This window comes from Streptomyces sp. NPDC008238, assembly GCF_042956445.1.
In the GTDB taxonomy this organism is placed as follows: Bacteria; Actinomycetota; Actinomycetes; order Streptomycetales; family Streptomycetaceae; genus Actinacidiphila.
In genome coordinates, this window is record NZ_JBIBGK010000032.1 from 20,214 (window position 1) to 42,022 (window position 21,809).

The window sequence follows — 21,809 nt, forward strand, 5'->3', positions numbered from 1 at the left end:
CGCTCACCGGCCGGCGCAGCACCCCGCCGCCCCGGGCACCAGCCCGAGCGGCAGCCTCTCACCCCCGAAGACCGCCGTCGTCGCCTCGTCCCCTCCCAGGGCGGCGACGGCGAGCAGCAGGGCCCCGGCCGTCCACGTGGTCCGTTCCCGGGGCCACACGGCGGGGCCGGTACCGGCCTCCTCGTCCGACTCGAAGACGTACCCGGTCCAGTACATGCCGTCCTCGGCACGCAAGTGCCGGATCGCGCCGAGGACCTCCACGGCGCGGTCGGACTCGCCCATCGCCCACAGCGCGAGGGCGAGTTCGGCGCTCTCCCCGCCGGTCACCCACGGGTTGGGCACCACGCAGCGGACCCCGAGGCCGGGCACGACGAACTCGTCCCAGCGGGCCAGCACGCGCTCCCGGGCGGCCTCCCCCCGCAGCACCCCGCCGAGGATCGGGTAGTACCAGTCCATGGAGTAGCGGTCCTTGTCCAGGAACCGCTCGGGGTGGTGGGCGACGGCGTGCCCGAGGGCGCCGGCGGCCAGCTCCCAGTCCGGCTGCGGGTCCTCGCGGTGCTCGGCGACGGCCAGCGCGCAGCGCAGCGCCTGGTACATCGACGAACAGCCGGTCAGCAGCGCCTCCTGCGGGTACGTCCCGTCGTCCTCGCGCTTCCAGGCGATCTGGCCGCCGGGCAGCTGGAGTTCCAGGACGTACTCGACGGCCGCGTACAGCACCGGCCACATGCGCTCCAGGAACGCGTCGTCGCCGGTGGAGAGGTAGTGGTGCCACACCCCGACGGCGACGTAGGCGCAGAAGTTGCTCTCCCGGCCCAGGTCGGTGGGCTCGCCCTCGGCGCCGTCGGCGAAGCCGTAGGCGGCGTACCAGGAACCGTCCGGGTTCTGCCGGCGGGCGAGCCAGGTGTAGGCGGCCTCGGCGTGCACGTGCTCGCCGGCGGCGTCCATCGCCATGGCGGCCTCGACGTGGTCCCACGGGTCGAGGTGGCCGCCCTCGAACCACGGTACGGCGCCGTCCGGCCGCTGCACGGCGAGGATCCCGGCGACGGTCTGCGCGGCCTGCTCCGAGGTCAGGACGCCGGGCAGGACGAGGTGTTCGGTCCGCCTCACGCGTCGACGCCCGCCTTCGGGGTGTGCGGCTTGGTGGCGTAGGCGACGAAGCTCTTGCCGATCAGCGGGTTGAGCGCGTTCTCGGCGAGCCGGGTGGCCAGCGGCTTCTTCATGATGTCCCAGACCAGCAGCTTGTGGTACAGCTTCACCGGCAGGGCCTTGTCGTTGTCCACGCCGACCGCGCACTTGATCCACCAGTACGGGGAGTGCAGCGCGTGCGCGTGGTGGCTGCCGTACGGGCGCAGCCCCGCCTCGCGGATCCTGCCGAGCAGTTCGTCGGCCCGGTAGATGCGGATGTGGCCGCCCTCGACCTCGTGGTAGGCGTCGGACAGCGCCCAGCAGATCCTCTCCGGCCCGTAGCGCGGCACGGTGACGGCGATCAGCCCGCCCGGCTTGAGGACGCGCACCATCTCGGCGAGCACGCCCTTGTCGTCCGGGATGTGCTCCATGACCTCGGAGATGATGACGCGGTCGAAGGTGTCGTCGGGGAACGGCAGGCTCAGCGCGTCGCCCTCCATCGCCGTGGCGGTCGCCCCGGCCGGGGCCTCCCCGGCCTCCCTCATCGCGGCGAACCACTTGGCGACCTCGCGGATCTCGTCGCCGTTCCGGTCCAGGGCCACCACGTCCGCGCCGCGCCGGTAGCACTCGAAGGCGTGGCGGCCCGCGCCGCAGCCCAGGTCGAGCACGCGGTCGCCCGGGGCGAGCGGGAAGCGGGAGAAGTCGACGGTCAGCACGTGGAGTCTGCTTTCGTCCGGGACGGTGACTGGACAGTGGGCCGCGGCCCCGCGGCGGCCTCGATCGCCGCACGGTACTGCTCGGCGGTGCCGATGGCGGCCCGCTCCCAGGTGAAGCGGGCCAGTACGCGTTCCCGGCCGGCCCGGCCGAGGCGGCGGCGCAGCTCCGAGTCGCGCAGCAGCCGGCCCAGCGCCGCGGCCAGCGCGCCCGGGTCCCCCGGCGCCACGGCCAGGCACGTCTCCCCGTCGGGCCCGGCGACCTCGGGGATGGCGCCGCCGGTGGTGGCGACCAGCGGCGTCCCGGTGGCCATGGCCTCGGCGGCCGGCAGCGAGAACCCCTCGTACAGCGACGGCACGCACGCCACCTGGGCACCGCGCACCAGGTCGACCAGCTCCTCGTCGCTGATGCCCTTCACGAAGTCGACGGCGCCGCCGAGCCCGTACCGCTCGATGGCGGCGGCCACCGGGCCGTCGTCGGCCCGCTTGCCGACGACGACGAGGTGCGCGTCGGGGTGCTCGGTGCGCAGCTTCGCGAGGGCCTCCACGAGGTGGACCAGGCCCTTGAGCGGCACGTCGGCGCTGGACGTCGTCACGATCCGGCCCGGCACCTCTGGCACGGACGGGTCCGGCGAGAACAGCCGCGTGTCGGCGCCGATGTGCACCACGTGCACCCGGTCCTCACGCACCCCGAGGTGGTCGACGATCTCCTGACGGGAGCTGCCCGAGACGGTGAGCACGGACGGCAGCCGGCGCGAGACCCGCCGCTGCATCCGCGTGAAGCCGTACCAGCGGCGGACCGACGCCCGGCGCTTCCACCCCTGCGCGGCGTCGAGTTCGAGCCGCCGGTCCACGGTGATGGGGTGGTGGATGGTCGTCACCAGCGGCGCGCCGAGGGCGTCCGGGCCGCCGAGGAGGCCGTAGCCGAGGGTCTGGTTGTCGTGGATGACGTCGAAGGACCCCCGCCGGGCGGCCAGGTGACGGCGGGCCCGCAGGCTGAACGTCAACGGCTCCGGGAAGCCGCCGGTCCACATCGTGCCGACCTCCAGCGCGTCCACCCAGTCGCGGTACTCGCCGCGCTTCGGGGTGCGGAACGGGTCCGGCGAGCGGTAGAGGTCCAGGCTCGGCAGCTCGGTGAGGCGCACCCCGTCACCGACCGCGTCGAGCACGGGGTAGGGCTGGGCACCGATCACCTCGACGCTGTGGCCGAGCCGGGCGAGTTCCCTCGACAGATGGCGCACGTACACGCCCTGGCCCCCGCAGAACGGGTTCCCCTTGTAGGTGAGCAGCGCGATCCGGAGCGGCCTGGCCTCTGCGGTCACTCACGGCCCCCTTCTCACTGCACTTCAGCGGGAGCGTAGCCGCCCGTGCCCGGGTAGAACAAGTTTCAGAATCGGTTACTCAGGAGTTGGCCCGAGAGCACGAAGATACCTGGGCCCGTGCCGGGTGCCCTGGCTGGTGCGGGTGATTCCCGCCACGCCGCGCCTGCGGCGGGCTGCCCGGTTGTCGTGTGCGGCGCCGTTGTAATTGATGTTGGGGGTTCCCCCACCCTCCCGCCCTCCCCCAACCTTCGGCCGGGGGGACCCCCAGAACGCTCGCGGTTTACCCCCACATCCTTGGGCACCGCGTCCGCCGCTCGTCTCCCCCAGCCTTCCGCCAGGGGGCCCACCCCGACACACCCCCTCCCGAGGTACGGGCGCACAACGGCCGGTGGAGGGGGTCAGAAGGCAGTCCAGGGCACCCCGAACCGCTCACTGACCCCACGGCCCCACGGGCTCAGCCCGCATCATTGGGCACCGAATCCCACCGCTCGTTTCCCCCGGCCTTCGACCAGGGGGAGCACCCCGCCACACCCCTTCTCTCGTGTGGGCGCAGGACGGCCTGTGGGGGTCAGATAGGCGTTCGGGGTTACCCGGAGCTGCCCTGTGACCTCACGGCCCCGCTGCTCGTCTCCCCGGTGAGGGGGCAGATGGGCAACCGGGGTGACCTCGGACCGCCTTGTGACCACCCACCGGCCGCTGGCCGCTGTCGATAGGGAGGGGGTGGGGTCGTAGGGGCGGGCGTTCTGGACGCTGACGTGTATTTGATGTGCGGCATCCCGGGTGACCAAGCGCAGGTGCCCGTCATGCACATAAATATGCGGTACAGAATGCCCACCCCGGAGGCCCCGCCCCCGGCCCACCAACCCACAGAGCGCGGGCCCGCACCGACCATGCCGGGCAATCGGGTGGGCGGGTGGGCGAACCCCCAACAGCAACCACGCCGCACCCGCACGGAGGCACGAAGGGTCACGCACACCGCACCGGCCGGCGGCGCAGCCCTTACGCTGGGGGACGGTTCCGCTCGGCGCACAGATTCGGATAGGGACAGATGACCGCAGCTCCTCAGCCGTCCCCGGTGCCGCTGACCGAGCGTCAGGAAGCCCGCCGCCGCCGCATCCTGCGCACCAGCGCCGAACTCGCCGTCCGGGGCGGCTTCGACGCCGTCCAGATGCGCGAGGTCGCCGAGCAGTCGAACGTCGCGCTCGGCACCCTCTACCGCTACTTCCCGTCCAAGATCCATCTGCTCGTCGCCACGATGCGCGACCAGCTGGAGCACCTCCACGAGGCCCTGCGCAAGCGCCCGCCCACCGCCTCCGCGCCCGCGGACCGCGTGGCGGAGACACTGATGCGCGCGTTCCGCGCGATGCAGCGCGAGCCGCACCTCGCGGACGCCATGGTGCGGGCGCTGACGTTCGCCGACCGTTCGGTGAGCCCGGAGGTGGACGCCGTGTCGCGGCTGACGACCTCGATCGTCCTGGACGCGATGCGGCTGGACGGGCCGCCCGGGCCCGAGCTGCTGTCCGCGGTGCGCGTCATCGAGCACACCTGGCACTCGGCCCTGGTGACCTGGCTGTCCGGGCGGGCCTCGATCGCCCAGGTGAAGATCGACATCGAGACGGTGTGCCGGCTGATCGACCTCACCGATCCGCGCCGCGCGCAGCCCTGACCCCTGCGGACCGTTCACTCCTCGGGTGGGAAGACCACCTCGCCGGAGGCGGCCAGGGTGATGCTGATCGCCTCCACCGGGCAGCCCTCCGCCGCCGCGAGCAGCGCCTCGGCGGCGTCGGTGTCCGGGGCCGCCGCGTGGGACTGCCGGGCGGAGTCGAGGGTGAAGCCGTCCGGGGCGGAGTTCACGCACATGCCCGAGCCGATGCACACCCCCCGGTCGACCTCGATGTGCCAGCGGTCCCCCACGGGGTCAGCCCTCCCAGCCGGCGGGCAGGTGGACCATCTTGTGCTCCAGGTACTCGCCCAGCCCCTCGGGGCCGAACTCGCGCCCCAGCCCGGAGTTCTTGTAGCCGCCGAAGGGCCCGAGCATGTCGAGACTGAAGGTGTTGACGTTGAACGTGCCCGTGCGCACCCGGCGGGCGACGTCGATGCCGTGCTCGACGTCCGCCGTCCACACGCTGCCGGACAGGCCGTACTCGGAGTCGTTGGCGATGCGGACGGCCTCGGCCTCGTCCTCGTACGGCAGCAGGCAGACGACCGGGCCGAAGATCTCCTCGCGGGCGATCCGCATGGAGTTGGAGACGTCGCCGAAGAGGGTGGGCTCGACGTACCAGCCGGTGGGCTGGGCCTGCGGGCGGCCGCCGCCGGTGAGGACCTTGGCGCCCTCCTGCTGGCCGAGGGCGATGTAGTCCAGGGAACGCTGCTGCTGGCGGCGGGCGACCAGCGGGCCGACCTGGGTCGCGGGGTCGAGGGGGTCGCCGACGACGAGGGCGGAGGCGGCCGCGGCCAGGCGCTCGGCGGTCTCGTCGTAGCGGGAGCGGGGCGCGAGGATGCGGGTCTGGGCGACGCAGGCCTGGCCGTTGTTCATCCAGGCCGCCGAGACGATGCCGGGGACGGCGGTGTCCAGGTCGGCGTCGGGCAGGACCAGCGCGGCGGACTTGCCGCCGAGTTCCAGCGTCACGCGGGTGAGGTTGCGGGAGGCGACCTCCATGACGCGCTTGCCGGCCGCGACCGAACCGGTGAAGGAGACCTTGTCCACGCCGGGGTGGCCGACCAGGTACTCGCTGACCTCGCGGTCGGCGGGCAGGATCGACAGCACGCCCTCGGGCAGCCCCGCCTCGGCGGCGATCTCGCCGAGCAGGTACGCGTCGAGCGGTGACTCCGGCGACGGCTTGAGGACCACCGTGCACCCGGCGAGCAGCGCGGGGGCGAGCTTGGCGGCGGCGGTGAACTGCGGGACGTTCCAGGGGACGACGGCGGCGACGACGCCGGCCGGTTCGCGGCGCACCAGGATCGGGCCGAGCGCACCGGCCCGTCGTTCCTCCCAGGTGAAGCCGCGCGCGACGGTGATCGCGGCGTCCCAGACCATCATCGCGCCGAGCGCCTGGGCGAGCACGCTCCAGGAGTAGGGCGAGCCGTTCTGCGCGCTGATGACGCGGGCGAACTCCTCGTGGCGTACGGCGATCGCGTCCTTGATCCGGGTGACGACCTCGATGCGTTCGTCGAGGCTCGCACGCGGCCACGGGCCCTCGTCGAAGGCCCGGCGGGCCGCGGCGACGGCCCGGTCGACGTCCTCGCGGGAGGCGTGCGGCACCCGCGCGAAGACCTGCTCGGTGTGGGGCGAGACGACCTCGATGGTGCCGGTGCCGAGCGGGTCCGCCAACTGCCCGCCGATGTAGAGCTGTCCGTGTTCGACGATCCCGTTCCCGTCCATGCCTGTCCCGTCCCGCCCTTGGCTGATGCCGCGTCAGAAGGTGACTCTGCTTCAGAACTGATACCAGTTCTAGTTATGGTGGGCAATGCGCGTGACGGATCGGAGAGGGGACCTCATGGAGCACGGTGACGGCATCTGGAGCATCCCGGTCCCGATCCCCGACAACCCCCTGGGCCACACGCTCGTCTACGTCGTCGACACCGACCGCGGCCCCGTCCTGGTCGACACCGGCTGGGACGACCCCGCCTCCTACGACGCCCTCGCGGACGGCCTCGGCGCGCTCGGCACCCGGGTCGCCGACGTCCACGGCGTCCTCGTCACCCACCACCACCCCGACCACCACGGCCTGTCCGGCCGGGTCCGCGAGGCCTCCGGCGCCTGGATCGCCATGCACCCCGCCGACACCGCCGTCGTCCGCCGCGCCCGCGGCGCCCGGCCCGGCGTGTGGCTGGACTACCTCGCCGTCAAGCTCGCCGCCGCCGGCGCCCCCGAGGAACACCTCGCCCCGCTGCGGGCGGTGCGCGCCGAGCGCCGCGCCGCCGACGTCCCCGGACTGCGGCCCGCCCTCCCCGACCGCGAGATCGTCCCCGGCGAGCGGGTACCGCTGGCCGGCCGCGCCGTCCGCGCCGTGTGGACCCCCGGCCACACCCCCCGCCACGTCTGCCTCTTCGAGGAGGACGGCCGCCGCCTGTTCTCCGGCGACCACCTGCTGCCCGGCATCTCCCCGCACATCGGCCTGTACGAGGACCCCGACGACGCGACCGCCGGCGACCCCCTGGGCGACTACCTCGACTCCCTCGAACGCGTCGCCCGGCTCGCCCCCGCCGAGGTGCTGCCCGCCCACGAGCACGCTTTCACCGGCGCCGCCGCCCGCGTGCGCGAACTGTTGGACCACCACACCGCCCGCCTCGCCTCGCTGCGCGCCCTGATCGCCGAGGCCCCCCGCACCCCGTGGCAGCTCGCCGTGGCCATGCAGTGGAACCGGCCCTGGGAGCAGATCCCCTTCCCCTCCCGGAACATCGCCGTCGCCGAGGCCGAGGCGCACCTGCGCCGCCTGGTCAAGCTCGGCCACGCCGAGCCGGTACCCCAATCCGACCCGGTCGCGTACACCGCGGTCTGAGGGCGCCGGTGTGAGGCAGACCGCACACGGCCGGGGGCGGCACGGCACGCGGTCCCGGCTAAGGTGTGGTCGACACAACCAAGTCCCATCACGTCCGAGCGGGGGAAGCCGGTGCGAATCCGGCGCTGACCCGCAACCGTGAGCCGTCCCCGTCCGGGGAGGGCCCAGCCGGAGCACCCGCGCGGACGGGAGCGGCTCTTCCGTCGAGGTACACGGAGCCGGAGCCCGGTGCCGTGACCGCGCGCCCGCATCCGTCTGCGCGACCGCTCACCGAAAGGCACCACCCGATGCACCTGCGCCGCACCGCCGCGGCCGCCCTGGCCGCCGTCAGCACGCTCCTCATAGCCGCGTCGCCCTCGCCGTCGCCGGCGACCGCGCCCGCCGCGCTGTACGGGGAGGCCGACCCGACGTACGACGGCGTGTGGCGCCAGTCGTACGCGCTGCTGGCGCTGCACGCGGCCGACACGGAGCCGGCCGGGAACGCGGTGGAGTGGCTCGCCAAGCAGCAGTGCGCCGACGGCGGCTTCGCCTCGTACCGTCCCGACCCGACGGCGCCCTGCGACCCGAAGACCGAGGACACCAACGCCACCGCCATAGCCGTGCAGGCGCTCGCCGTCCACGGCCAGGACTTCGCCGTCGAGCGCGCCGCCGAGTGGCTGGCCAAGGTGCAGAACCGCGACGGCGGCTGGTCCTACAACCCCGGCGGCGCCTCCGACGCCGACTCCACCGGCGTCGTCATCGGCGGCCTCAAGGCCGCCGGAACCGACGTCAAGTCCGTGACCACCGACGGCCGGTCGCCCTACGACGCGCTGCGCTCCCTCCAGCTGGCCTGCGGCAAGGAGGACGGCGGCGCGTTCGCCTACCAGCCCGACGCGAAGTCCGGGGCGCTCGCGGCCAACGCCAAGGCCACCGCCGACGCCGTGCGCGGCGCCGAGGGCGCGGGCTTCGTCGTCGAGGCCCCCGACCGCGACCTCGCCGTGCGCACCGAGTGCGGCGGCAGCGCCTCCGACGCGGGCGCCGCCTGGCTCGCGGCCCGGCTCACCGCCGGCGGCAGCCACTTCGAGGCCGTCACCCCGGGCTCCGACCAGAAGACCCCCGACTTCGGCACGACCGCCGACGCCGTCATCGCCCTCGCCGCGGGCGGCCACCTCGACGCCGCCAAGGGCGCGTACAACTGGCTCGCCGCCAACTCCGGCGCCTGGGCGAAGGACAATCCCACCGCCCTCGCGCAGCTCGCCCTCGCCGCGTACGCCACCGGCAACCCGATGCGCGACCACATCACGCGGCTCAGCGCCCTCGGCCCGGTCGCGGAGCAGAAGCCCGACTCAGGCGGCAGTTCGGTGTGGTGGTTCGTCGGCGCCTGCCTGGTCGCCGGCATCGGCATCGGTGTGCTGCTCGCCGGCCGGAAGCACCGGCTGTGAGGCGGCCGCCCCTCACGGCGGCGGCACTCCTCCTGGCCCTGGTGGCCGCCCTCGTCGCGACGCCCGCGCACGCGGCCGCCTACCGCTACTGGTCCTTCTGGCAGCGTGACGCGGCCGGCCAGGCCTGGACGTTCGCCACGACCGGGCCCGCCCTCAGCCGCCCCGACGACGGTGCCGTCGAGGGCTGGCGCTTCGGCGTCAGCCCCGACGCCGACTCGGCCGCCCGCCCCCGCGGCACGGCCCGGTTCGCCGCCGTCTGCGACGGCACCCCGGCCCGCCCCGGCACCAAGCGCGTCGCCCTGCTGCTCGACTTCGGCACCGCGGCCGACGCACCGGCCGCCCGCGCCGCCTGCGCCCGCGTCCCCGTCGACGCCACCTCCGCCGAAGCCCTCGCCGCGGTCGCGCCCCCCCTCCGCTACAACTCCGCGGGCCTGGTGTGCGCCATCGCCGGCTACCCCGCCAAGGGCTGCGGCGAGCAGGTCACCGACGACGCCGCACCCCCCGCGCCCACCTCCTCCCCCGGCCCCGCGCTCGGCACGTACGGCGCCGCCGGCGTCGTCCTCCTCGTCGCCGCGGCCGCCGCCTGGCAGATCCGCCGCCGCCGGAACGACCGCCCGTGACCGCCGGCACACCTCTGCCGTGGACCGGCGGCACTCCGCTCCCCGGCCCGCGTGCCCTGCGGCCCCTCGGCCTGCTTCGGCTGCTGCGGCTTCTGCGCCCACGCGACGGTGACGGCGACGGCCTGACCGGCCCGACCGCGCGGGCGACACCGGGCAGCACGACCGCCGCCCGGCCCGAACCGCCGCGCACAACCGCCGAGGCGGCCACCCAGCCCCGGCGCACGGGCATCCCCCTCGGCGACTCCCCCACCGGACCCAGTACCTTCGGCACAACCCCCGCGCGGGCCACGGCATCGCTCCCGTCGTCCGGGCCGGCCCGCCCGCACGCGCGCGACGACCGGGCAGCCGTTACGCCGGCCGCCCGCACGGACGACACCGCGACGCCAACCCGTCGGTCCGTCAGCCCCCACGACATCGGCGGCGAACCACACACGGCCGCCCCCTCCGACGGACGAGCCACGCCATCGCGCACCCCCACCGGGGACGGCTCGACCACCCTGGCCACCCGGCCCCGCCGCACGGGCATCCCCCTCGGCGACTCCCTCACCGGACCCGGCACCTTCGGCACAACCCCCACGCGGGCCACGCCATCACCCGCCTCGTCCGGGCCCGCCCGGCCTCACCCCCGCGACCACCGGCCCACCGTCCCCGTCCCCGGCTGGAACCCGGCCGTCGCCGAGGGCCCGGACGATTCGAGGGCCCGCGCCCTGCCCGGCCGGCCGCGGCCGCGCACCCGGGGCGGCTCGGCCACCGCGGGCGGCGACGGCCACCCCGGCCGCCTGCGGGCGCTGATGCGGCGGCCGGGCAGGGCGGAGGACGGGGGCGCGGAAGGCGCACCCGGGGGGCGGGCGCGGGGACCGCACGCGGGGGCGTGGTGGCTGTGGGCGCTGGGGCTCGCCACGGCCGCGTCGCGGACGTCGAACCCCGCGCTGCTCGCGCTGCTCGCGGCCGTCGCCGGTTACGTCGTCGCCGTGTGCCGGGTGCCGGACGCGCCCTGGTCGCGGTCGTACGCCGCCTTCCTCCGCCTGGGCCTGGTGGTCGTCGCCATCCGGCTCGCGTTCGCCGTCGTCCTGGGCTCCCCGGTGCCCGGCACGCACACCGTGCTGACCCTCCCCGAAGTGCCCCTGCCCGACTGGGCGCAGGGGGTCCGCCTCGGCGGCCGGGTCACCGCCGAGGGGCTGTGGTTCGCGTTCCGGGAGGGCCTGCGGCTGGCCACCCTCCTGGCCTGCCTGGGCGCCGCGAACGCCCTGGCCAACCCGGCCCGGCTGCTGAAGTCGCTGCCCGGCGCCCTGTACGAGGCGGGCGTCGCCGTGGTCGTCGCGATGACGTTCGCGCCGCACCTGGTCGCCGACGTCCGCCGGCTGCGGACGGCCCGCAGGCTGCGGGGCCGCGCGGACAAAGGCGTACGGGCGCTGCTCCAGGTCGGCCTGCCCGTGCTCGAGGGCGCCCTGGAGCGTTCGGTGGCCCTCGCGGCCGCGATGGACGCCCGCGGTTACGGCCGCACCGCCGAGGTGCCGCCGGCCGTGCGCCGGGCGACCGTCGCGCTCACCCTCGGCGGGCTGCTCGGGCTGTGCGCGGGCACCTACGCGCTGCTGGCCGCGCAGGGCGCCGCGTACGGCCTGCCACTTCTGCTGGCCGGTGCGGCCGCGGCCGTCGCGGGGCTGCGGCTCGGCGGGCGCCGCTCCGTACGCACCCGCTACCGCCCCGACCGCTGGGACGCGACCGCGTGGCTGATCACCGCCTCGGGCGTGGCCGTCGCCGCGCTGACGATCTGGGCCGCCGGTGCCTCGCCCGCCGACCTGGACCCGCCCGTGGTGCCGCTGACCGCGCCGACGCTGCCGCTGTGGCCCGCGGCCGCCGTCCTGCTGGGCCTGCTGCCCGCCCATCTGAAGGGAGCCCGCCCGTGATCCGCTTCGAGCAGGTCTCCGTCACGTACGACGGCGCCGCGGAACCCGCCGTCGCCGGTGTCGACCTGACCGTCCCCGAGGGCGAACTCTGCCTGGTCGTCGGGCCCTCCGGCACCGGCAAGTCCACGCTCCTGGGCGCCGTCTCCGGTCTCGTGCCGCACTTCACCGGCGGCGTCCTCACCGGCCGGGTCACCGTCGCCGGGCACGACACGCGCACCCACCGGCCGCGCGAACTCGCCCATGTCGTCGGCACCGTGGGCCAGGACCCGCTCGCGCACTTCGTCACCGACACCGTCGAGGACGAACTCGCCTACGGCATGGAGTCGATAGGCCTGCCGCCCGACGTGATGCGCCGCCGCGTCGAGGAGACCCTCGACCTGCTGGGCCTCGCCGAGCTGCGCGACCGCCCGATCGGCACCCTCTCCGGCGGGCAGCAGCAGCGCGTCGCCATCGGCTCCGTCCTCACCGTCCACCCGCGGGTGCTGGTGCTGGACGAGCCGACGTCCGCGCTCGACCCCGCCGCCGCCGAGGAGGTGCTCGCCGTGCTGCAGCGGCTCGTCCACGACCTGGGGACGACCGTGCTGCTGGCCGAGCACCGCCTGGAGCGGGTCGTGCACTACGCCGACCAGGTCGTCCTCCTCCCCGGCGGGGGCGCCGCCCCGGTCTGCGGGCCGCCCGCCGAGGTCATGGCGGTCTCGCCGGTCCGTCCGCCGGTGGTCGCGCTCGGGCGCCTCGCGGGCTGGTCCCCGCTGCCGCTGTCGGTGCGCGACGCCCGCCGTGCCGCCGCCCCGTTGCGCGAGCGCCTCGCCGGCCGCACCCCGCCCGCGCCGCCCGCGCCCGCCACGGGCGAACCCGTCGCGGTCGTGACGGGACTGACCGTGCGCCGCGGCCGCGTCGAGGCGCTGCGCTCGGTGGACCTGACCGTACGGCCGGGCGAGACCGTGGCCCTGATGGGCCGCAACGGCGCGGGCAAGTCCACGCTGCTGTCCGCGCTCGCCGGGATGCGGGCGCCCACCTCGGGCGGCGTGCGCGTCGGCGGTCTGGAGCCGTCGCGCACCAGGCCGGCCGAGCTGATCCGCCACGTGGGCCTCGTCCCGCAGGACCCCCGGGACCTGCTGTACGCCGACACCGTCGCCGCCGAGTGCGCCGCCGCCGACGCCGACGCCCGCGCGACGCCCGGCACCTGCCGCGCCCTGGTCGGCGAACTGCTGCCGGGCGTCGCCGACGGCGCCCACCCGCGCGACCTGTCCGAGGGCCAGCGCCTGGCGCTCGCCCTCGCCGTCGTACTGACCGCCCGGCCCCCGCTGATCCTGCTCGACGAGCCGACCCGCGGCCTGGACTACGCCGCCAAGGCCCGTCTCGCCGCGCACCTGCGCGCGCTCGGCGCGGACGGCCACGCCGTCGTCCTCGCCACCCACGACGTCGAACTCGCCGCCGAACTCGCCCACCGCGTGGTCGTCCTCGCCGACGGTGACCTCGTCGCGGACGGGCCCACGGCTGACGTCGTCGTCTCCTCCCCGGCCTTCGCGCCGCAGGTCGCCAAGGTGCTCGGCCCCCTGCCCTGGCTGACCGTCGGCCAGGTCGAGGCGGCCCTGACGGGGACGGCGTGAGCGCGCGTCCGCCGCGCGCGGTCCGGCTGGGCCGCCGGGCCGTCGTCGCGCTGACCCTCGTCTCCCTGATCGGCGTCGCCGCGTTCGGCTGGCCGCTGCTCGCCGACCCGGGCTCCGGGCTCGCCCACAGCGCGGACGCCCCCTGGCTGTTCGCGCTGCTGCTGCCGCTGCTGCTCGCCGTCGTCATGGCGACGATCGCGGACGACGAGGAGGGCCTGAGCGCCAAGTCCGTCGCCATGCTGGGCGTGCTGGCCGCGGCGGGCGCGGCCCTGCGGCCGCTCGGCGGCGGCACGGCGGGCATCGAGCCGATGTTCTTCCTCGTCGTGCTGTCCGGCCGGGTGCTCGGCCCCGGCTTCGGCTTCTCGCTGGGCGCGTTGACGATGTTCGCCTCGGCCCTGCTCACCGGCGGGGTCGGGCCGTGGATGCCGTTCCAGATGCTCTCGATGGGCTGGGTGGCGCTCGGTGCGGGCCTGCTCCCGGGCGCCGCGCGGCTGCGCGGCCGGGGCGAGCTCGTCCTGCTCGCCGGGTACGGGGCGGTGTCCTCGATCGCGTACGGGACGGTCATGAACCTGCAGGGCTGGCCGTACCTGGGCGGCCTGTCCTCCGGGGTCTCCTTCGTTCCGGGCGACCCGCTCCCGGACAACCTCGCCCGCTTCGTCGCGTACTGCCTGGCCACCTCCCTCGGCTGGGACCTTCCGCGTGCCGTGCTGACCGCGGTGCTGGCCCTCACCCTGGGCCCGTTCGTGCTGCGCGCGCTGCGCCGGGCGACCCGGCGCGCCGCCTTCGGCGCCCCGGTGGCCTTCGGGGACGGGGGACCGCGCGCACCGGACGGGCCGGCTCAGCCGCGCTGACGGGCCGGCGCGGCGAACCGGCGCGGGAACGCGCCCAAACGGCCGGTGTCGCCGGGCAGGCGCACAACGCGGCGCGGTCGTACGTCGCCGGCGGGTCACAGAGAGCAGCCGGCCGCGGCCGGCGGGGGCCGTCGCGGCGGGTGGACGCGGGGCGGCCACGGCCGCCACCGGCCCCGCGACGGCGCCGCTCGCGACGGCCGTCGCGAGGACGGTGGCGGCGCTCGCGAGCGCCCTCCCCCGCGCTCGCGGAGGACGCCTGTCCGTGGGGTGGGAAGGCATGCGCCCATGCCCGGCGCCGCCGCCCGCCGCCCGCCGCCCGCCGCCCGGAATGCGGTGGTCCCCCGGGCGTACCGGGGCCGGCCGCGCTCTCCGGGTCAGATCCGCTGGATGATCGTGCCGGTGGCGAGGGCTCCGCCGGCGCACATCACGATCAGCGCGAACTCCTTGTCCGCACGTTCCAGTTCGTGCAGCGCCGTGGTGATCAGCCGGGCCCCGGTGGCGCCCACGGGGTGACCGAGGGCGATCGCGCCGCCGTTGACGTTGACCTTCTCCAGGTCCTGGTCGAAGACCCGGGCCCAGGACAGCACCACGGAGGCGAAGGCCTCGTTGACCTCGACGAGGTCGATGTCGTTCAGGGTCATGCCGGCCTTGCCCAGCACCGTGCGGGTCGCGTCGACCGGCCCGTCCAGGTGGTAGTGCGTGTCCGCGCCGACCAGGGCCTGCGCCACGATCCGGGCCCGCGGCCGCAGCCTCAGCGCCCGGGCCATCCGCTTGGACGCCCACATCACGGCCGCCGCGCCGTCCGAGATCTGCGAGGAGTTGCCCGCGGTGTGCACGGCCGTCGGCATGATCGCCTTCAGCCCGGACAGCGCCTCCATGCTGGTGTCGCGCAGCCCCTCGTCACGGTCGACCAGCCGCCACATGCTCTGGCCGGCGAGCTGCTCCTCCTCCGTCGTGGGCACCTGCACGGCGAAGGTCTCCCGCTTGAAGCGCTCCTCGGCCCAGGCCCGCGCCGCCCGCTCCTGGGACAGCAGCCCGAGCCGGTCGGCGTCCTCGCGGGTCAGCCCGCGACGCCGGGCGATGCGCTCGGCGGCCTCGAACTGGTTGGGCAGGTCCACGTTCCACTCGTCCGGGAAGGGCTTGCCGGGGCCGTGCTTGGAACCGCTGCCGAGCGGCACCCGCGACATGGCCTCGACGCCGCAGCCGATGCCGATGTCGATCACCCCGGCCGCGATCATGTTGGCGACCATGTGGTTGGCCTGCTGCGAGGAGCCGCACTGGCAGTCCACGGTGGTCGCCGCCGTCTCGTACGGCAGCCCGCAGGCCAGCGGGGCGGTGTGCGCCGGGTTCATGGACTGCTCCCCGGCGTGGGTGACCGTACCGCCGACGATCTGCTCCACCGCGTCGGGCTGGATGCCGGTGCGGCCGAGCAGTTCGCGGTACGTCTCGCCCAGCAGGTAGGCGGGGTGCAGATTGGCGAGCGCGCCGCCGCGCTTGCCGATGGGGGTGCGTACAGCTTCGACGATGACGGGTTCAGCGGCCATGTACCTCGTCCTCTCCTCGGCCGCGGGGCGTCCCGGCGCCCACGGCAGAACTAGTACGCGTTCTAGTTCTGCCCAGCAGTCTGATTACCGGCGGTACGCGGGCGCAAGGGGCGTGCACCAAGCCGGCCGATCCGCACCGCCACGGGCCTTGCGACTTGAAGGGGGCGGGGCTACCGTCCACAGGCACATCTGATGCCCCGTCAGAAGACGGTACGCGGGGACGCACCCGGCCCCGGCCCTCAACCGCACCGGACCACAGACCGGAAGACCACCGAACCGGCACAAGAACGCGACCACCACCGAGCGGCACCAGAACGGAACCACCACCGGACCGGAACCAGCACAGCACCAGCACCGGACCAGCACCAGCACCGGACCAGGAGCCAACCGGACCAGGAGCCGCCGATGTCCGCCACGCCGCCGCCCCCCTCCTGCCCCGCCCTCCCCGACGGCTTCGACTTCACCGACCCGGACGTCAACCAGGAGCGCATACCGCTCCCGGAGTTCGCCGCCCTCCGGCGCACGGCACCCGTCTCCTGGATCCCCCAGCCCCACGGCCTCGCCGGCTTCGGGGACGACGGCTACTGGGCGGTGACGCGGCACAGCGACGTCAGGACGGTCTCCACCACGCCGGAGACCTTCTCCTCGCGCACCAACACGGCGATCATCCGCTTCAACGAACACATGCAGCGGGACCGGATCGACGCCCAGCAGCTGATCATCCTCAACATGGACCCGCCCGAGCACACCCGCCTGCGGCAGATCGTCCAGCGCGGCTTCACCCCCCGCGCTATCCGCGCCCTCGAGGACGCCCTCCGCCGCCGCGCCGAGCACATCATCGCGGGGGCCGCCGCCCACGGCACCGGCGACTTCGTCACCGACATCGCGTGCGAACTGCCCCTCCAGGCCATCGCCGAACTCATCGGCGTCCCGCAGGAGGACCGCAGCAAGATCTTCGAGTGGTCCAACAAGATGATCGGCTACGACGACCCCGAGCTGGCCATCACCGAGGAGGTCGGCACGAAGTCCTCCATCGAGCTCATCTCCTACGCGATGAACATGGCCACCGAGCGCAAGGCCTGCCCCGCGCACGACATCGTCACCAAGCTGGTCGCCGCCGAGGACGAGGGCAACCTCACGACGGACGAGTTCGGCTTCTTCGTCCTGGTCCTGGCCGTCGCGGGGAACGAGACCACGCGCAACGCCATCACCCACGGCATGCACGCCCTCCTCACCCATCCCGACCAGTGGGAACTCTTCCGCGCCGAGCGCCCGCGCACCACCGCCGACGAGATCGTCCGCTGGGCGACCCCCGTGACCTCCTTCCAGCGCACCGCCACCCACGACACGGAACTGAGCGGCGCCAAGATCCGCGAGGGCGACCGGGTCGGCATCTTCTACGCCTCCGCCAACCACGACCCCGAGGTCTTTACCGCCCCCGAGGCCTTCGACATCACCCGCGACCCCAACCCCCACCTCGGCTTCGGCGGCGGCGGCCCCCACTTCTGCCTCGGCGCCAGCCTCGCCCGCCTCGAGATCGACCTCATCTTCAACGCCATAGCCGACACCCTCCCCGCCATCCGCCTCGCCGGCGAACCCCGCCTGCCTCCGCTCCCCCTGGCTCAACGGCGTGAAGCAACTCCGCGTGACCTACACCTGACCCCGGGCGTGCGTTTGCTGGCCACCGGGTATGGCAGGGTAGGGTGTGCTTTCGCATGTCCAGCGGGCGTGTAGCTCAGCGGTAGAGCGCTGCCCTTACAAGGCAGATGTCGGCGGTTCGAAACCGTCCACGCCCACCAGCCCCATGGCAAGCAAAAGGCCCAGGTCATCCAGCATGAGTCCGGATGCCTGGGCCTTGATCTTTTGCCGCCCGTGAGGGCCGCCGTGCCACTCACGTACCAGAAAGTCCACCAGAATCCACATCGGAGTCCGTCCCCTTGACCCCCGCCGGATCTGGTCGTCCACGTGCCCCGCGATCTCGTGGTCGCGACCATCTGACGAGATGCTGATAGATGAGCGCGCCCCGCACCGACGAGCGCCCCATGCGGTGCATCAGTTCCCACGTGGAGGCCCCGGCCCCGCCCGTCGCGGCGACGGTGTTCCCGGTGTGCCGCAGATCGTGGAAGTGGACGTCCCCGAGGCCGGCCGCGCCGATGGCCCGCAGCCAGATCCGCCGGAAGTGTTCCGTCGCAGCACTCCCCCGCGCGGCCCGACGAAGACCCGACCCGTGCGGCCCGGCTCCGCGTACAACCATTCCGACCGCCCCGAGTTGCTGGCGCAGAAGGCCGCCGCCGGCGCGCAGGTGCGGAAACTGCTGGGCGACCCGGAATCGGAGGCGGTCCACCAGTGCGGCAACAAGGAGGGGATCGGCGGGGACCTGGCCGCGCGAGCCAGGATCAAGCGCCGCTATCTCGAACCGAGCATGGCCACGCCAGGTGTGGAGGTCAGGTCGCACGACACGATCCTCTACAACTCCATCTACCACTTCGACGACGACGTCTTGGTGAACCCGCACGTCCGCGAAGCTCCCCCCGGCCAGAACCCGGTCCTGCACTTCCGCTACCTGCCCAGTGCCCGCACCTTCCGGCACTACATGCGCAGCTTCGACTACGCATGGGAGCGCGGCCGACCCAACTGAACAGGCAGCTAGATCCCGCTCAGGCGGTCCACGTCGCCGAGATGACCCGCGGGGAGAAGGCGGATGGGAGAATCACAGCTGTGGATGCCCCATCCTTGACCGCGCCCAGACCGCCGTGGGTGGTCTTTACGTACGAGAATGACTTGTGGTTGACCGGTGAGCTCTCCGAGCTCATGGAACGCGGGGGCCTCTTCTTTAGGCTCGATGGCGGCGAACTGACGCATCCAATAGCGCTGTTCCGGACCTTCGCCCGTGAACTCTCGTTCGCTGACTACTTCGGCCACAACTGGGACGCACTCGCAGACTGCCTGCACGACTGGCACGGCCCGGGCCACGGTGAACCAGACGTCGCAGTCGTCAGTGCTGTGCCAGGCGGCGTGGCAGGCAAATCTCCGACTCGACGCTGACGGCATGGTGGACGCAACAAGGCCGCGGTTCGCCCTTCACTCCGTATTCGCGCTACGGCAGACGCCGCCCGCCTCCTTCACCGAAGCAGTCAGGACGGGCAGGGACGTTGTCACTTCTCTGTCCGGTGGGCGTCTGACCGCCACACTTGCCGGTGAAGACTGGCTAGGAGCCCCTCCATCCACCCGTTGCTCGTAGAGCTGGATGGCGGGCCGATCTCCGACACCGCACCATGCGAGGCTGTTCTCATGGCCGCATTGGCTACTTCAACGACCCGTACGCGCTGAAGGCAAACAGCATCGTCCCCTCGGTCACCGCCGTCGCCCTGGGTCCGCAGCCTCAGTCTTCCAAACTGGGTGTGCACCGCGACGAAGTCAGATGGATGAGGCAGACGACCCTGTCCGCACTCCGGGTCCCGTCCTTTACCGTGCGGGCGACCTCATCCCGCGACAGCCTACGCCGGGTGCGTGGACCCAATCCCAAGCCGCTGCCTGGTCAGAGGCCGTTCACCTGCGGTGGGGGTGGGATGTGAAGCCACGGTGTCATCGCTGCCACGACGGTTTTCAAGACCGTATACGGGTCGACTCTCCCAAGGCGTCGAGTGCACCCACGGCCGCGTGAATATGAGCCGGGCCGCGACGCAACCGTTCTCCCGCGCACCACCAGGACAGTCGCTCTTCTGTGTCCTCCCTTGGATGCATGCCCAGGTCATGCTCGGGGCACAGGGGCCACGCCTGCCGCAGAAGCTCCATGACGGTCTCCTGCGCGGCATCGGCGACGCTCGCCAGTGCAGAGGCAAGGCTGTCCTGTGAGTTCGGGTCCAAGTGGTTGCCGTGCCACTCGCCGTTGGCCATGGCGACGTAGACGTTCTCCGGCTCATCCGCGTCGTAGGACGGAAGGGCCAGCAGCTGCAGGGGGTCCAGCTGGGGAAGCGTCACCGCCAGGTCCCGGTTCAGAAGGGCGAGAGCCTGGTCCCACACGGGGTACTCGCCCGGCGAGACGCGGCGAGGCTCAGCGGGGTCGAAAAGAGCGCACATGAGCCCTATTCTCCGCCACGCCAAGGACAGCCCCAATCGCTCAACAGCGCCGCCCCGCCTGCAAAGACCGCGTGCAGGGGCTGACATCAGCGGCTGACATCAACGACGCTGGACGGGTGCGTACACCAGCACCTCGGCCCGGCCGTCGCACCAATCGACGAAAGCCGCCGCAGCAGGCCCGGATCGAACTTGCGAGGCAGATGTCGGCGGTTCGAAACCGTCCACGCCCACCATTGAGAAGACCCCCAGTCGGTCACGGCGAGTACGGCAGCCACCATCCCCTTGGAACTCGACCCCGCGCTGAACGGGGAGAAGGTCGTCGACCGAGCCATGACGTACGAGCCCATCGCTCTCTGAGGCCTGCCGGAGCTCGGTTGGGGCTTGCGCCGGGCCATGCTTGACGACTGCCGACAATGGCAGACCCCCACGGCTGGCTCGAGTCCCCAGCCGGCCCTACTCGGCGTCCTGTGCCTCGATCAGGTCGAGGTCGCGGACGCAGAAGCCGTGGTGCTCGAAGGTCTCGTTGAGCACCGTGCCAAGGCACTGCCGCACCGAGCGGCCCCGGGCGTACGGCGGCCAGACATCGTCGTCGGGCACCGGCGCGCGCGCTGCGAGCTGCCCAGCGGTGACCTCGTCAAGCCAGGCCTCGAGCTCGGCGGCCTGTGCGTCACGCACGCTCACGATCTCGTCGAGGGCCGGATCGAGCGAGAGGTCAAGCCCGTGCGCTCCACGGTAGGGCTCGACGGTCGGCCCGATGCCCATCGGCGTGAACAGCTCCGTCGAGCCCAGGCAGCAGCGGCGGAACCACGAGTCGTGGACGAAGACCAGATGGCGCATCGTCTGCACCGCCGACCACTCGTCGTTCACGCTGCGGCGCTCGATGCCGGGCTTACGGCGGATGCGCTCGATCGTGGCGGCCCAGCCGGCATGGAGCTGACGCGATGCCTCGCGCAGATCGGCCGGGTCCTCGGAGCGGATCAGCACGCGCACCGGATGACGCCGGTCGAGCTCTGCCTCGACGTACTCGGTGACCTCGACACCGTTCACCACGAGGTTGGTGACGAGCCCGTCGATCACAGCATCCTGCATGGCGACGCCGATCAGGCGTGCCCCGGTCAGATCGCACTCGCGGAACTCGGCACCGTGCAGATCCTCATCAACGTACCGCTTCATGCTCCGCATGCTAGGTCCGAGCACTGACAAGCCGGCATCCCCAGCTCGCGACTCACCTGGCAGGTCTCGGACGATCACGAAGCGACCGCTGCGCCTCTCCGCACCGGCCGCTCCTCAAGCTGCGGGCTCCAGCCGCGATGGCTAGGGGAAGGGTCGACCGCATGCGCTGCAAGCCCTGACATCAGCCACGCCAAGAAGGATGGTGGGGCGGCGCGAGCGCCACCCCTGCGGGTGCCGGAGGGGTCAGCCTTTGACGATGACCGCCTTGTCCTTGGGGTTGATGGGGTTCACCGTGTCGAAGACGATGCGGTTGGACTCCCCGTCCAGGTAGAAGGTGGCTGTGTAGAGGTCGCGCGTGACCGTCCTCTCCAGGTCGGTGCTCGTCATCCATGACGAGACCGACGCCGTGCCGGCGGCCTGGGCGACGGGACCGGGGATGCTCTTGGGCCGTGAATGCTCGAACGTCCAGTAGGGGTGGTCGAGGAGCCCCTTCATGTCGGCCGCCGTGGTGTCGAAGTAGCCCACGAGCCGGAAGTCGGTCGGCCCCGGGACCCGGCCGGAACCACCGGTGAGGTTGACGGCGCACCACCGCGTGCGGACGACCGTGCCCAGTTTCGAGAACCGGTCGGTGATCTGCTGCGTGGTGTCGCGCAACTCGCAGCCTGCGGCCTGTTTCCCGTTCTTCGACGCCTCTTGCGCTCGCGCGGGCGCACCGGGGGTACAGGCAACGGTCAGGAGCAGCGCGGCAACGGACAGCGCCCCGGCCGACATACGCGCCCGGTGGTCCCTCATCGGCGGCCTCCCGGCCTGGATGCGCTGGAAAAGCCACGGCGGCGACCCGGGTATCTCGTCCACACGCGCACGGTAACAGCCGGCGGGCGTGCCACAGCCGTGCCGCATCGGGCGGGGAGCCAGGAGGGGAATCACGCGGATCAGGGGTG

The 21,809-nt window shown here is 73.3% G+C and carries 18 protein-coding genes, 1 tRNA gene, 2 pseudogenes and 1 riboswitch; of the genes and pseudogenes, 11 read left to right on the forward strand and 10 right to left on the reverse strand.

Annotated elements, in window-relative coordinates:
• Positions 1–3: 3 nt before the first annotated feature.
• The 3 genes from ACFZAU_RS36605 to ACFZAU_RS36615 are packed head-to-tail and all read right to left on the reverse strand — an operon-like array spanning position 4 to position 3,160.
• Entirely contained in the window at positions 4–1,107 is a 1,104-nt protein-coding gene (locus ACFZAU_RS36605; protein ID WP_500555768.1) for a prenyltransferase/squalene oxidase repeat-containing protein, read from the reverse strand.
• Positions 1,104–1,841, reverse strand: a complete 738-nt coding sequence (locus ACFZAU_RS36610) for a class I SAM-dependent methyltransferase (RefSeq protein ID WP_500465494.1) — start codon at positions 1,839–1,841, stop codon at positions 1,104–1,106. Before ACFZAU_RS36610 ends, ACFZAU_RS36605 begins: the two co-directional genes overlap by 4 nt.
• Positions 1,835–3,160, reverse strand: a complete 1,326-nt coding sequence (locus ACFZAU_RS36615) for a glycosyltransferase family 4 protein (protein WP_500555769.1) — start codon at positions 3,158–3,160, stop codon at positions 1,835–1,837. Before ACFZAU_RS36615 ends, ACFZAU_RS36610 begins: the two co-directional genes overlap by 7 nt.
• Positions 3,161–4,208: 1,048 nt before the next feature.
• On the opposite strand from ACFZAU_RS36615, the gene ACFZAU_RS36620 reads away from it, so the two are divergent.
• The gene (locus ACFZAU_RS36620; protein WP_500555770.1) at positions 4,209–4,826 is read left to right on the forward strand and encodes a TetR family transcriptional regulator; all 618 of its coding nucleotides are present in this window, start codon (positions 4,209–4,211) and stop codon (positions 4,824–4,826) included.
• 14 nt (positions 4,827–4,840) lie between these two features.
• On the opposite strand, the gene ACFZAU_RS36625 is transcribed toward ACFZAU_RS36620, so the two are convergent.
• Positions 4,841–5,074 carry a ferredoxin gene (locus tag ACFZAU_RS36625; protein ID WP_500555771.1) on the reverse strand — a complete coding sequence of 78 codons (234 nt, stop codon included), beginning with the start codon at positions 5,072–5,074 and terminating at the stop codon, positions 4,841–4,843.
• A gap of 4 nt (positions 5,075–5,078) precedes the next feature.
• Positions 5,079–6,542, reverse strand: coding sequence for an aldehyde dehydrogenase (locus ACFZAU_RS36630; protein ID WP_500555772.1), 1,464 nt, complete (start codon positions 6,540–6,542; stop codon positions 5,079–5,081).
• Positions 6,543–6,657: 115 nt separating this feature from the next.
• Between ACFZAU_RS36630 and ACFZAU_RS36635 the strand changes: the two genes are divergently transcribed.
• The 6 genes from ACFZAU_RS36635 to ACFZAU_RS36660 all read left to right on the forward strand — a co-directional run bounded on the left by ACFZAU_RS36635 (position 6,658) and on the right by ACFZAU_RS36660 (position 14,071).
• Positions 6,658–7,662, forward strand: coding sequence for a Strvi_7410 family MBL fold metallo-hydrolase (locus ACFZAU_RS36635; RefSeq protein ID WP_500555773.1), 1,005 nt, complete (start codon positions 6,658–6,660; stop codon positions 7,660–7,662).
• 101 nt (positions 7,663–7,763) lie between these two features.
• A riboswitch (cobalamin riboswitch) is annotated at positions 7,764–7,841 on the forward strand.
• Positions 7,842–7,949: 108 nt separating this feature from the next.
• On the forward strand, positions 7,950–9,083 hold the full coding sequence (locus tag ACFZAU_RS36640) for an SCO2321 family membrane protein (protein WP_500555774.1): 1,134 nt from the start codon (positions 7,950–7,952) through the stop codon (positions 9,081–9,083).
• Entirely contained in the window at positions 9,080–9,703 is a 624-nt protein-coding gene (locus tag ACFZAU_RS36645) for an SCO2322 family protein (RefSeq protein ID WP_500555775.1), read from the forward strand. The genes ACFZAU_RS36640 and ACFZAU_RS36645 overlap by 4 nt, the downstream gene beginning before the upstream one ends.
• 791 nt (positions 9,704–10,494) lie before the next feature.
• Entirely contained in the window at positions 10,495–11,610 is a 1,116-nt protein-coding gene (locus ACFZAU_RS36650; protein ID WP_500555811.1) for a CbiQ family ECF transporter T component, read from the forward strand.
• A complete protein-coding gene (locus ACFZAU_RS36655) occupies positions 11,607–13,220 on the forward strand; it encodes an ABC transporter ATP-binding protein (RefSeq protein WP_500555776.1) in 1,614 nt (537 codons plus the stop codon). The genes ACFZAU_RS36650 and ACFZAU_RS36655 overlap by 4 nt, the downstream gene beginning before the upstream one ends.
• On the forward strand, positions 13,172–14,071 hold the full coding sequence (locus tag ACFZAU_RS36660; protein ID WP_500555812.1) for an ECF transporter S component: 900 nt from the start codon (positions 13,172–13,174) through the stop codon (positions 14,069–14,071). Before ACFZAU_RS36655 ends, ACFZAU_RS36660 begins: the two co-directional genes overlap by 49 nt.
• A 374-nt stretch (positions 14,072–14,445) precedes the next feature.
• Here ACFZAU_RS36660 and ACFZAU_RS36665 read toward each other — a convergent pair whose 3' ends face one another.
• Complete coding sequence (locus tag ACFZAU_RS36665) at positions 14,446–15,615, reverse strand: steroid 3-ketoacyl-CoA thiolase (RefSeq protein WP_500555777.1); 1,170 nt, start codon at positions 15,613–15,615, stop codon at positions 14,446–14,448.
• A gap of 405 nt (positions 15,616–16,020) precedes the next feature.
• Between ACFZAU_RS36665 and ACFZAU_RS36670 the strand changes: the two are divergent.
• Positions 16,021–17,275, forward strand: a pseudogene (locus ACFZAU_RS36670) (cytochrome P450).
• 64 nt (positions 17,276–17,339) lie between these two features.
• Positions 17,340–17,414: transfer RNA gene (locus tag ACFZAU_RS36675), tRNA-Val, on the forward strand.
• Between the two features lie 145 nt (positions 17,415–17,559).
• Here the strand turns inward: ACFZAU_RS36675 and ACFZAU_RS36680 are convergent.
• A pseudogene (locus ACFZAU_RS36680) lies at positions 17,560–17,862 on the reverse strand (tyrosine-type recombinase/integrase); the annotation flags it as partial.
• On the opposite strand from ACFZAU_RS36680, the gene ACFZAU_RS36685 reads away from it, so the two are divergent.
• The gene (locus ACFZAU_RS36685; protein ID WP_500555778.1) at positions 17,843–18,253 is read left to right on the forward strand and encodes a hypothetical protein; all 411 of its coding nucleotides are present in this window, start codon (positions 17,843–17,845) and stop codon (positions 18,251–18,253) included. The pseudogene ACFZAU_RS36680 and the gene ACFZAU_RS36685 sit on opposite strands and share 20 nt — an antisense overlap.
• Before the next feature lie 173 nt (positions 18,254–18,426).
• Entirely contained in the window at positions 18,427–18,660 is a 234-nt protein-coding gene (locus ACFZAU_RS36690) for a barstar family protein (RefSeq protein ID WP_500555813.1), read from the forward strand.
• A gap of 561 nt (positions 18,661–19,221) precedes the next feature.
• Here ACFZAU_RS36690 and ACFZAU_RS36695 read toward each other — a convergent pair.
• The 3 genes from ACFZAU_RS36695 to ACFZAU_RS36705 form a co-directional block, all read right to left on the reverse strand.
• The gene (locus ACFZAU_RS36695; RefSeq protein WP_500555779.1) at positions 19,222–19,695 is read right to left on the reverse strand and encodes a hypothetical protein; all 474 of its coding nucleotides are present in this window, start codon (positions 19,693–19,695) and stop codon (positions 19,222–19,224) included.
• Positions 19,696–20,148: 453 nt separating this feature from the next.
• Positions 20,149–20,868: a DinB family protein gene (locus ACFZAU_RS36700; protein ID WP_500555780.1), complete on the reverse strand. Its 720-nt coding sequence runs from the start codon at positions 20,866–20,868 to the stop codon at positions 20,149–20,151.
• A gap of 243 nt (positions 20,869–21,111) precedes the next feature.
• A complete protein-coding gene (locus ACFZAU_RS36705) occupies positions 21,112–21,522 on the reverse strand; it encodes a hypothetical protein (RefSeq protein WP_500555781.1) in 411 nt (136 codons plus the stop codon).
• Positions 21,523–21,809: the final 287 nt, after the last annotated feature.